We start from the raw sequence: 11,444 nt of genomic DNA on the forward strand, positions 1-11,444 counted from the left end.
TCAACAAGCCCAATTTACACTGTCTGCAGCACGCCTGGGGGGTGCACCTGGCCTGGGACCTGGTCGACGATGTGCAGTGTGGACCCATCGCGTTCCTTAACGACCTGCAGCTGGGCACCGATACGCTGCTTCAGCTCCGCAACGTGGCTGACCAGTCCCACCATCCGGCCACCGTCCCGGAGCCCCTCCAACGCGTCCATGACCTGCTCCAGGGACTGCTCGTCCAGGCTGCCGAACCCTTCGTCGACAAAGAGGGTCTCAATCTCGATTCCGCCCGACTCGGCCTGGACGACGTCGGCCAGGCCGAGCGCCAGCGCCAGTGCGGCCATGAAGGACTCACCGCCCGACAGGGTAGCGGTATCCCGCCGGTTTCCGGTCCACCCATCGATCACGTTCAGGCCCAGACCGGACTTCCGGTTTCCTGAGAGTGCATCACTGTGCACCAGAGCGTAGCGCCCGTCGGACATTGCCAGCAGACGCTCGGTGGCGGCGTCGGCCACCTGCTCCAGGCGCGCCGCCAAGACATAGGTGCCCAGGGACATCTTGAACGAGTTTTCTCCGCCTCCGGCCGCGGTGTCGGCGAGGGACTTGATCAGGTCACGCTCCTGCAGCAGCGGCAGCACCACCTGCTCCTGACGGGTGAGCTCGGTCGCATAGCGGTCGAGCTGCAGCGTTGACTCCTGGACCATCCGCAGCCTGAGCAGGCTAGCGGTGGCCCGCTCAGCGGCTTCTGCCTCCGTTGCTGCTGCGGCGGCGACCTCTTCGCTGGTCACGATCGGCAACCCCGCCGCTTCGTCCCTGAGTGCCCCGGCAATGTCGGGGCGTGCTCGGTCGGCCTCCAGCCGATCTCCGGCGCGGTGGTAGGTGGCGAGGAAGAGCTCGGCATGGTCGAGTTCCACTGGGGACAACAGTGCCGACCGCACCTCCTCGGGGTGGTCGAAGGCCGAACCTACGAGCGCCTCGGACAGGGTGGCATAGGCCAGCTCCCGGCTGGAACTGGCCCGCGCCAGATCCTGAAGGGCGTCCCGGCAGCCGGCCATTGCCTGGTGTGCTGCCGCCAACTCACCGGTCCGCTCGGCAAGGGTTTCGTACTCCCCGCGAAGGGTCGCCAGCCGCTGGTGCACCTCACCCAGTTGTTCCTGCAGTCCAGTCCTTGAGGTACGGGTCTCGGCCTGGGCCGTAGCCAACCCGGCGTGCTGGGCAGTGAGTGATTCTTCCCGGGCAGTCAGAGCGGTCAGTCGCCCGGTCGCACGCTCCAGCGCCTTCTCGGCAGCAACGGCCTCCGCCAGGAGGGCGGTGTCAGCTTCGAGAGCCTCCCGGACGGCACCCACCTCGCGGTCCCCGCCCTGGGCCTGCAGCCGTGCGGCATCCAGGACGGCGTCGTCGCGCACCCGCCGAAGACCTTCCACCACCTGTTCGGCGGCATGCTGCTCCTGCTGTGCCGCCTGTTCCTGCTCGTGGGTGATCAGGCTCGCGCCGTCGGCCGTTGCGGGGTGCGGATGGGACCGGCTGCCGCAGACCGGGCAGTCGCTGTCGTCGGTGAGGCCGGCCGCCAGTTCTGCTGCTGACTGCTCCAGGCGTTGCCGGAGGGTCTCCAGCCAGATGCTCTTGAGTTCGAGGAAACGCCGTTCGGCTGCGGAGTACCGGTCCTCTTCGCTCGCCATCTTCGCCCGCGCTGCGTCCAGCGCGGCGATGGTCGCCAGGAGCCGTTCACCCTCCGCCACCCGCTCGACGAGCGCCGATGTCCCATTGACTGTCCGTTCGAGTTCGACCCGCTCCGCCTGGACCAGTGCTGTCTGCGCTCGGACCTCAACCAGGGACTCCGCGCACTCCCCGAGGGCTGCGTCGATGCGCTGCAGCTCGGTCGATGAATCAGCGAGCCGTTGCTCAAGGCTCTGCAGCCGCTGTTCTTCCGGCAGGGCGGCACGGAGGACGCCGAGTTCCGACATCGCTGCGGTGCAGGCTGCATCAAGCATGGCGATGGTTTCTGCAGTCGCGGAGAGCTCGTCCTCCTGGCCGGTGCTTTCACGGTCCGGGAGGCGGGAACTCGCGACCGGCGAGCCGGCCATCGCGCGGGTTGCCTCCTGCGCCCGGCCTGTTGCCAGCCGTAATGCCTTCTCCGCCAGGTCCAATGTGCGCAGTCCGCTCTCCAGGATGCGTGCCTTACGGTCCCGGTCCACCGCCGTCTGGAAGTCCCCAGCCTCCCCGCGTTGCGCAGCGTGTGACTCTTCGGCGGCGCGGAAGGCTCCCAGCGCTTCCCGACGGGTGTAGGCAGCCAGGGTTTCCTGATGCTGCTGCGTCAGCAGTGTCCGGTTCCGTGAGTCCTCGTCCGATTGCCGTCGGGCGTTCTCCAGGACGGTTTCGAGCCGGCCGCTAAGGTCGGCAAGGGTAAGGGGACTCTCGTCGCCGTCAACGCCCCCTGCCGCTGCCGGCCCTCCCGGTGCTGTCCCGTCCGTCGGCGCATCGTCGGTGAACGCGTAGCGCTGCACCTCGTCCACCGCACGACGGTGAATGTGGGTCAGCCCCGCTTCAGCCTCGGCCACCCGGGCACCGACCGTCCTGGCACGCTCGGACAAGACCTGTTCGACCTTCTCGAACCGGTCGGTGGCGAAGAGTTTCTGGAGCAGGTCCCGCCGGGATTTGGCATCGGAGCGCAGGAAAGCGGCGAACTCGCCCTGCGGCAACATGACCACTCGGGTGAACTGTTCACGGTCCATTCCCAGCAGGGCCTGGATTTCGCCGCCGGCCTCATCATTGCGGGCGGACTTCTGCACCCATTCGCCGTCGATCTTCTCCCTCAACAGGGTCCGCGCCGGCTCGGGGGTGGTGCCGGTCCCGCGCTTGGCAGGACGGTTCCACTGGGGATTGCGAATCACTTCCAGCCGTCGGCCGCCCACGCTGAACTCGCAGACCACCTCGGGGGCAAGGGACTCCGGTGCATGATCACTCCGGAGCCTCTTCGCTCCCTGGCGGGCACCCGGAACTGACCCGTACAGCGCATAGCAGATCGCATCGAGGACGCTTGATTTTCCGGCCCCTGTGGGACCGTTCAGCAGGAAGAGCCCATGGGCGCCCAGGCGATCGAAGTCGACCTCCTGCCGGTGCGCGAAGGGGCCGAAGGCCTGCAGTTCAAGGCGGTGGATTCTCACCGTTCCACCTCTGCCGAGCGAACGGTTTCCAGGACAGATGCCAGCACTGTGCGTTCGCTCTCGCTCGCTGGTCGGGACCGCACATGATCGAGGAACCCGCAGCACACGTCCACGTCGTCGGTGGCCTTGGCAATCCGCTGGCTGTAGGTCTGGGCGGCGCTCTGGCGGTCACCCAGTGGTTCGAAAACCAGGACCAGGGTCGAAGGGAAGCGGCTGCGCAGCCGCTCCATGGCGTGGCTGGGCCGGTCCGGATCCACCAGCGTGATGTGGCAATAGGCGGTCTCGGCCCATTCGTGGCGGGGATCCGACAGCAGTTCTTCGAGTTCGCCGGTCAGCACCGCGAGCTCACGGTAGCCGGGCCATTCGACGGCGCGGACGTCACCCAGCCCCTCAGGGCCGATCTCCACCAGCCACGCGCCCTTAGACTGACGGGCCTCGGAGAAGGAGTACGGCAGGGGCGAACCGGAGTAGCGCACATTCGTGGCGAGCTGCTGCTGACCGTGCAGGTGCCCCAGCGCCGCATAGTCGAAGGTCTCAAAAAGATCCAGGGGGACGGCTCCCACCCCTCCTACGCTGAGATCGCGTTCGCTGTCCGAGGTGATGCCGCCGCTGGCAAAGGTATGGGCCATCACCAGCGACCGGACGGGTCCTGCGGACCGGCGGTGCGCCAGATCGGAGCGAACCAGGTCCAGCGCCGCACGGGTGACGGCTGTGTGGCTGGGGGCCTCGGCACCGAGCGTTTCCGCGACCAGCCGTGGTTCGAGGTATGGCAGGCCGTACACAGCGAGCTCGGCGCCGTCGTCGTCCAGGGGAAAAATGACCGGCCGGGCAATATCCTCGAGCCGGGTGCGCAGGTGCACTCCCCCGCGTTCCAGGATGCGACCGCCGAAGCCCAGCCGGGTGGCAGAGTCGTGGTTTCCGCTGGAGACCACCACCTGCGCGCCGGCGGCGGTCAGGCGTTCCAGCGCCTCGTCAAAGAGGCCGACGACGTCCACGCTGGGCAGCGCCCGATCGTAGACGTCGCCGGCAATCAGCACCACATCCACCTCAAACTCACGGACCGACTTCTCGAGGTGATCAATGAAGAGCCGCTGCGACTGGAGGGTGCCCACACCGTGGAACGACCGTCCCAGGTGCCAATCGGATGTGTGCAGTAACCTCATGCTTCCAAGCTACCGGCCCCCACCGACATTCCTGCGGAGCGCACCCGGCGGTGCGGACTTTGCCCGCTGGGTGGCCTATTTTTCGTCGCGGCGTTCGTCCGATTCGTCGAAGAATGCGCGGGCGTCGTCGGTGCCTGCCGGGCGGTCCACTTGCCCCTCGTCAGCATGGTGGCCGGTGCGCGCGTGGTCGGCGGGGTACCGGTCAGTAGCTGGCGAAGAAGCTGAAGCCGGGGAGGCACCCGGCGTGGCGGAGGCCTGGGTGCCATCGGCGGGAGTAGCTGAAACCGCACTGGTGTCCGGGGCGTCGGTCACCGTGGCCGGCTTTGCACCCTTCGTGCGCCCGGCGAACAGATCGGTGCTGCGGTAGATCAGTCCGGCGATTGCCGCGCCCAGGATGGGTGCTACCCAGAAGAGCCACAGCTGCTCGATGGCCCAGCTTTCGGAGAAGATGGCTGCGGCAGTGGAACGGGCAGGGTTCAGTGATCCGTTGCTGATGGGCAGCAGGAAGGTCAGCAGCGCCGCGTACACCAGGCCGATGGCAAAGGGGCCGCCGGCATTGCGCAGCGATCCGGTGGCGGTCCGCGACATCGCGCCGATGACAACTGCCACGAAGATCGCGGTGCCGACCACCTCGGCCAGGAAGGCGCTGCTCAGCGCGAACTGGGTCGGGGAATGGTCAGCGTAGCCGTTGGCCGAGACGGCGAACAGCGCCTGGACGCTTCCGGCGAACTGCTGGTTGGCGCTCAGGAGCAGCCAGATGAAGACAGCAGCGACAATGCCGCCAACAACCTGCGCCACGATGTACGGCAGCACCGAGGTCCATGAGGTCTTGCCCGCGATGGCCGAGCCGAGCGTGACCGCCGGGTTGAAGTGACCGCCCGATACATAGCCGAAGACGACAATCGCACCGATCAGGGCCAGCCCGAACGCGAGGGTGGGCTGCACCCCCGTCTGGGTGTTCAGGATGGTGACCCCGAGACCGGCCAGGACCAGGAGGAATGAGCCGGCGGCCTCGGCCAGGGACCGGGCCACCAGGGAGAAGTCGCTGATCATTGCGGCGCGGCCGGACGGTTCCGGTTCTGCGTGCTGTTCAGTGGTGGGCAGTGATGTCTGCGTCATGGTGGACGAAATCCTTTGAGCTGTGGGAGAAGCTGAAGTTGTGGCCGACGCTGTTGTCGGGACCGTGCTGGCTGCCGGGACCGTCTTGTGCGGTCGGGCAAACCCGTCAAGCCTTCCACCTGTTGCTGAACGCCCGCTGAGAGCGGGCGCCATAGTGGGCGCGGCAGTAGAACACTACCCGACACTAGACTGTTGTGGTGCTGACCGACCCCACCTTCTCCGACCGTGTCCATGGCTGCCTGCTGGGCGGCGCGCTCGGCGATGCGCTCGGCTTCGCCGTCGAAACCCTCGATCTTGAGTCGATCAGGGCCGCCTATGGCCCGGCGGGGCTGACCTCCCCCACCCAGTTGTCCGGGGTCTTTCGCTTCTCGGACGACACCCAGCTGTCCCTCTACACGGTCGACGGTCTCGTGGATGCCATTCAGTGGGCCAACGAGGGAGTGGCCGCCGACGAGACGGCGTGTCTTTGGCTGGCCTACCTCCGCTGGCTAGCGACGCAGGGTGAGACGCCACCGTCGTCGGCTCCCATCGCCCCGCCCCGCTGGATCGATGCCCAGACGGTGCTCCGGCACCGTCGCCGGCCCGGCGCAGCCTGCCTCAGTGGTCTGCGCGGCGGGGAAATGGGAACCCTGTCCCGGCCGGTGAACTCCGAGGCGAAGGGATCGGGCACCGTGATGCGCTCCGCACCCTTTGGGCTGGTGCCGCACATTCCGGTGGAGGTAGCCGATCGACTGGCCATGAACGCTGCCGCCCTGACCCACGGCCACCCCGCCGCCCTGCACGGGGCAGCGGTGGTGGCGGTCCTGATCCATGGCATCGTGCGCCAGGGAATGTCACTGCGGGAAGCAGTTTCCGCGGCGGTCGCGCGGGCGCACATCTCCAACGTCGCGGAACTGGCCGAGTTCCTTGAGACGGCGGTTCGGCTGGCCGACGACGACGGCTCACCGGAACAGATGAGCGCTGCCCTCGGCGGGGGTTGGACGGCTGACGAGGCACTCGCAATCGCCGTCTATGCGGTCCTGGCCAGCGAAGCCGCTGCCGGGCCGGAACAGCACTTCCGCGCCGCGATTGCACTCGCAATCAACCACGACGGCGACAGCGACACCACCGGATCGCTGGCCGGCAACATCCTGGGCGCGCTTTATGGCCGGGACGGGCTCCCGGACAGCTGGGCCGCCGCACTGGAGGGGGCCGACGTCGTCACCTCCATGGCCCGGCTGCTGGTGGACACCACCTCGGCCGGGTGAGCGTGACGCACGATGCACGCTGTCGCCTGCCCGGTACCCCTGGGTCAATGCGCCTGGGCTTGGGGAATTAGTCTTGTCGAATGGATAACTGGAACCCCACCGACCTGTCTGACCTGAGCGGCCGCACGGTCGTCGTCACCGGCGGAAACGCCGGACTCGGCTATTTTGCCTGCGAGCAGCTCGCAGCCGCCGGTGCGAGCGTTGTGATGGCCTCCCGGAACGAGCAGAAGGCCAGGGCAGCGATTGCGGCGATCCGGCACCAGGTTCCGGAGGCGCGGGTCGAGTTCCAGGAACTCGACCTGGCCCGCCTGGACTCCGTACGACGGGCGGTGGACCTGCTGTCCGCGAGAGGTCCCATCGATGCCCTGCTGGCCAACGCCGGGGTGGTGGGGGCCGCTGGCCGCCAGCAGACCGCCGACGGGTTCGAACTGCAGTTCGGGACCAATCATCTGGGCCACTTCGCCCTGACCGCTGGCCTGCTGCCCGCCCTCACCGCGGCACGTGGGCGAGTGGTTCACCTGGGCAGCATCAGTCACCGATGGGTCCGCCTGGATACCGCGGACCTGATGCCCGCGAGGTACAACAACCCCCGGGCCTACGCCACGTCGAAGCTCGCTGTCATGACCTTCGGTTTCGAACTCGCTGCCCGGCTGCATCTGCTGGGAAGCCCGGTACAGAGCATTGTCGCCCACCCCGGCCTGGCACTGGACATGCTCACACCCCAGCGTCCGGGCATCGGGCTGAATAACACCTCGCCCGCCCCGCAACGCCGCATCCTCGCACCCGTCTCCCATGGGAAGGACACCGGGGCGTGGCCCCTGGTCCGCGCGGTAGCCGATGCTGCGGTAGGCAATGGGTCCTACTGCGGGCCGCAGGGATGGTTCCAGCTACGGGGCAACCCGGCACTTGTCCCGGCGCAATCACACGCCCGCGAGCGCAACACGGCGTCGCGGCTGATCGACGCCTCGCAGGAACTCACCGGCGTGCAGTTGAGCCTTTAGGTACCGGTTATGGACTGTCGGCCGGCCAGCGGCCCTCGGTCATCTGCAGGAACTCAGCCTCGGAGAGCACCTCAATCCGCTGGCCGCGTTCGTGCAGGTCAAGGACCCGCCGCGCCTTCCCAGTGACCCGGCCGTTCCGCAGGTCGGAGGCCACAAATCCGTCCCCAACCACGAGCACTGTGGTGCGGCGGGTGACTGTGCTCGCTGGCTGCGCCCCCAGCCATGCAGCCCGTTCCTTGGCTTGCGGGCGGGGCATGCCGAGCGTGCCGGTGAAGACCACTGTCTGGCCGTACAGCGGGTTGGCGGGGTCGGCTGCGCCGTTCGCCGGCGGGTTCAGCCCCTCGTCAGGCCATCCCGATGGTCCTGTGCGGACAGCGGCCGCCCCGCGGGCCAGCGCCCCACGGGTCGCCTTCGACACCTCATTCATGCCGGGCACATACGCGTCCTGGGTGGACAACGGGAGCCGCTGGATCGATGCCAGTTCCTCGAGGCTACCGGCGTTGTTCATCCGGGCGATGTCAATCATGATCCCGGCGCAGGCGCGGGCGTCCTCCACCGCATCGTGGTGGTTGACCAGCGGGACGCCGGCCGCTTCTGCGACAAACGGCAACGAGTAGGACGGCAGCGAATAGTTCCGCCGCGACAGCACTACCGTGCACGAATAGTTGTAGGCGGGACCGGCAATCCCCGAGACTTCCTGTCCCGATCTGATCACGCCCATGTCGAATGCCGCGTTGTGGGCCACCAGCACGTCGTCGCCAATGAACGCGCCGATTTCGGGGAAGAGGTCGCCGAAGCGGGGCTGCGCAGCCACCATCTCCGGGGAGATGCCATGGATCCGGACGTTCCGCCAGTCGAAATGGTCGTGGCCTACGGGGGGCCGCATCAACCAGTGGGCCTCATCCACAATCCTGCCGTCCCGGACCTTGCTCAGACCCACGGCGCACGGCGAACCGCGGAACCCGTTTGCTGTCTCGAAGTCGATGGCCGTGAACTCAATTCCCACCCGGTCAACGCTACGGGGCGCAGCACTGAATTTTACCCAACGTTCACCCGCGCGCCGGGAGATACCTGCCACATTCCCCTACCCTGAAGTATGGGAAACACACAGTGGTACCTCTTTGACTACGGCATGGTGATCACCGACGCGCCCACCCCTGAGGACTGGCTGAACCTTGAGGATGCTGCGGGCGTCCCTCTCATGGATCCTGGGTCGCCCTACTGGCAGCACCGGCTGGAATTCGACGCGGGCCGGTATACCTCGGTCGAATACTGGTCGCTGGTCACCGGTCGGGAGGTCCCTGAGTCACGGACAGACCTGCTCGACACTCTTGACGCCAACCAGTGGTCCCACTTCAATCTGGACACCCTCGATGTGCTGGAGGAACTCAGTGGCCAGGGCGCCCGGTTGGCGCTGCTGTCCAACATGCCGGCCCCGATGGTGTCGCGGTTCGAGCAGGCCTCCTGGACCGGCTACTTCCAGCGCAGGTACTTCAGTTCGAAGCTGTCACTGGTGAAGCCGCAGCGGGAGATATTTGAGCACGTCCTGCGGGACCTTGCGGTGGAACCCGGGATGGTCACCTTCGTTGACGACAATCCGGCCAATGTAGCCGCGGCCCAGGATGTGGGACTCGATGCCCGGCTGCACCAGCCGGGCATCGACCTGCAAAGGGAGTTGGTGCCCAGGAGTTAGGGAACCGCCCTCCGCAGGGTGAGATAGGATCCTCCCGCCAGGGCGACGCCCACGACGGCGAGCCATCCCGCGACGCTCAGCTGCGACTGGCTGCCCAGGAACTGTCCCACCTGTCCCCAAAGTTCGGCCCGGGTGATGTAGAAGACGAGGCCCACCACAATCAGCGCGGCGCCGATCCCCGTGACGAGGAGCCCGGTGGTCTGCCACCGCTCGTAGATGGTTGCAGCCCAGAAACCGATCAGGAACAGCACCATCATCACCGTGAAGTAGAAGATCATCATCGGCAATCCGGATCCCTCGGCGATCCATTCGAGAGCAAAGAACCTGCCGTTCACTCCCCAGCCGTCGGTCGCCACCTCGATCAGGCTCAACACGTAATAGAGCGCCGTCGTGACGACCGCGATGATCGAGAACAGTCCGAGGGTTCCGAGGAAGAAGGCCTTGCGGCTGATGCTCAGCCCCTGTGAAAACGGAAAGGTCATGGTGAGCGACTGGATTCCCAGCGCCAGGAAGTACCACATGATGGCTTGGGAACCACCCGAATACTTCGCTCCCTCATAGGGAACCAAGGACCAGATCAACCAACTCAATCCGAAGGACGCGACGAGGATCACCGCGGGAATGCCGATAAAGGTCCATCGGTTGATCAGCTGCATCCGCATGACGTTGACAATGCGGTTCATTGCGATACCTCCAGTGAAGGGTTGGCCACGGCATTCAGATCCCCGGTGCTTGCAGCGAGGGTTCGACGGATCACCAACTGCTGCAACGAGACGGGGGCCAACTCCAGGCCGAGCTCGGCTGCCTCCCGTTTTTCCCCCGGTGTGAGGACACCAAGGGCAGTGACCGAGGCGAGCGAGGCGAAGTTGTCGGTGTGCAGGATCTCCCGGCCGGAGAGGAACGACCCCACCACCGTCGCTGATCCAACCACGGTGAAGGCTGAGCCCCTGATGCTCTCGGCGTCGTCATTCATGATGATGCGACCCTTGTCGATCACGATCACATGCTCAAGGAGGTTGGCCACCTCGTCGATCAGGTGCGATGACAGCACGATCGTGCGGGGGTGCAGCGCGTAGTCCTCGACCAGCCGATCGTAGAACAGCTGGCGGGCCACGGCGTCCAGGCCGAGATAGGGTTCGTCGAAGAAGGTGAGCTCAGCCCGCGAAGCCAATCCGATGATCACGCCCACGGCGGACAGCTGCCCCCGGGAGAGCTTCTTGATCGAGCGTTTGAGCGGCAACTGGAAGTCATCCACCAGCCGGTCCGCGAGTACCTGATCCCAGTTGCTGAAGAACAGCGCGGCCGAACGGAAGGCGTGCTTCGGCGTGAAGGCGTCGGGATATTTCTGCGATTCGCGGATGAAGCAGATCCGGCTCAGGACCCGATCGTTTTCGTAGGGGCTTTCACCGAACACCCGGACACTTCCCGAGGTCTGGAACCCCTGCGCCGTCAGCATAGACATGAGGGTGGTTTTGCCCGCCCCGTTGCGGCCCAGCAGGCCGTAGATTTTCCCTGGCTCCAGGGAGAGGTTCACCCCATCGAGTGCGGTGGAGTTGCGATAGGTTTTGATCACATTGTGGGTTTCGATGACGCTGGTCATGGCGTACCTCCCGTAACTGATTCGCTGCTCCGGACCATCTCGGCAAGTTCGTGGGGGCTGATTCCCAGTTTCCGCGCTTCGACGGCCAACGGTCGTACGTACTGATCAAGAAAGCGGTCCCGCCGGCGCTGCAGGAGCGCGGCTCGGGCCCCGGTGGCTACAAACATTCCTATTCCCCGTTGCTTGTACAGGATGCCCTCATCCACAAGCCGGTTGACCCCTTTGGCAGCGGTGGCCGGGTTGATGCGGTGGAAAGCGGCAAACTCGTTGGTGGATGGGACCTGTGCCTCTTCGGCGAGTGTCCCCTCGACAATTTCGTTTTCAATCTCCTCGGCGATCTGCAAGAAGATGGGCCTACTGTCGTCGATCATCTCGGCCCTCCGTTGACCGTTAGTTGGTCAGTTGGTTAGTTACTTATGTAACTAACCATACAACCGCAATGGATGCGTGGCAATGCCTCTTGAAAGTGACT

Annotated in this window: 10 protein-coding genes; 3 read left to right on the forward strand and 7 right to left on the reverse strand. The window is 66.0% G+C overall.

Going from position 1 to position 11,444, the window contains the following annotated elements:
* Positions 1-14: 14 nt before the first annotated feature.
* From HMI58_RS02385 to HMI58_RS02395, 3 genes are all read right to left on the reverse strand, one after another.
* Positions 15-3,149: an SMC family ATPase gene (locus HMI58_RS02385; RefSeq protein WP_171618033.1), complete on the reverse strand. Its 3,135-nt coding sequence runs from the start codon at positions 3,147-3,149 to the stop codon at positions 15-17.
* Positions 3,146-4,312, reverse strand: a complete 1,167-nt coding sequence (locus tag HMI58_RS02390; RefSeq protein WP_171618034.1) for an exonuclease SbcCD subunit D — start codon at positions 4,310-4,312, stop codon at positions 3,146-3,148. Before HMI58_RS02390 ends, HMI58_RS02385 begins: the two co-directional genes overlap by 4 nt.
* A gap of 75 nt (positions 4,313-4,387) precedes the next feature.
* The gene (locus HMI58_RS02395; protein WP_171618035.1) at positions 4,388-5,431 is read right to left on the reverse strand and encodes an aquaporin; all 1,044 of its coding nucleotides are present in this window, start codon (positions 5,429-5,431) and stop codon (positions 4,388-4,390) included.
* 197 nt (positions 5,432-5,628) lie between these two features.
* Between HMI58_RS02395 and HMI58_RS02400 the strand changes: the two genes are divergently transcribed.
* Both HMI58_RS02400 and HMI58_RS02405 read left to right on the forward strand, forming a co-directional pair.
* Positions 5,629-6,678, forward strand: coding sequence for an ADP-ribosylglycohydrolase family protein (locus HMI58_RS02400; protein ID WP_171618036.1), 1,050 nt, complete (start codon positions 5,629-5,631; stop codon positions 6,676-6,678).
* An 80-nt stretch (positions 6,679-6,758) separates the two neighbouring features.
* Complete coding sequence (locus HMI58_RS02405) at positions 6,759-7,679, forward strand: SDR family NAD(P)-dependent oxidoreductase (RefSeq protein ID WP_171618037.1); 921 nt, start codon at positions 6,759-6,761, stop codon at positions 7,677-7,679.
* A gap of 7 nt (positions 7,680-7,686) precedes the next feature.
* On the opposite strand, the gene HMI58_RS02410 is transcribed toward HMI58_RS02405, so the two are convergent.
* Positions 7,687-8,685 carry an exonuclease domain-containing protein gene (locus HMI58_RS02410; RefSeq protein WP_171618038.1) on the reverse strand — a complete coding sequence of 333 codons (999 nt, stop codon included), beginning with the start codon at positions 8,683-8,685 and terminating at the stop codon, positions 7,687-7,689.
* Positions 8,686-8,775: 90 nt separating this feature from the next.
* On the opposite strand from HMI58_RS02410, the gene HMI58_RS02415 reads away from it, so the two are divergent.
* A complete protein-coding gene (locus HMI58_RS02415) occupies positions 8,776-9,372 on the forward strand; it encodes an HAD family phosphatase (protein ID WP_171618039.1) in 597 nt (198 codons plus the stop codon).
* Here the strand turns inward: HMI58_RS02415 and HMI58_RS02420 are convergent.
* From HMI58_RS02420 to HMI58_RS02430, 3 genes are read right to left on the reverse strand one after another with little or no spacing between them, the layout of a single operon-like run.
* Positions 9,369-10,055, reverse strand: coding sequence for a hypothetical protein (locus HMI58_RS02420; RefSeq protein WP_171618040.1), 687 nt, complete (start codon positions 10,053-10,055; stop codon positions 9,369-9,371). The genes HMI58_RS02415 and HMI58_RS02420 overlap by 4 nt on opposite strands.
* Positions 10,052-10,972, reverse strand: a complete 921-nt coding sequence (locus HMI58_RS02425; RefSeq protein WP_171618041.1) for an ABC transporter ATP-binding protein — start codon at positions 10,970-10,972, stop codon at positions 10,052-10,054. The genes HMI58_RS02420 and HMI58_RS02425 overlap by 4 nt, the downstream gene beginning before the upstream one ends.
* A complete protein-coding gene (locus HMI58_RS02430) occupies positions 10,969-11,343 on the reverse strand; it encodes a GntR family transcriptional regulator (protein ID WP_171618042.1) in 375 nt (124 codons plus the stop codon). The genes HMI58_RS02425 and HMI58_RS02430 overlap by 4 nt, the downstream gene beginning before the upstream one ends.
* Positions 11,344-11,444: the final 101 nt, after the last annotated feature.

The sequence above is a fragment of the Arthrobacter sp. 147(2020) genome (genome assembly GCF_013116715.1).
Lineage (GTDB): Bacteria > Actinomycetota > Actinomycetes > Actinomycetales > Micrococcaceae > Arthrobacter_D.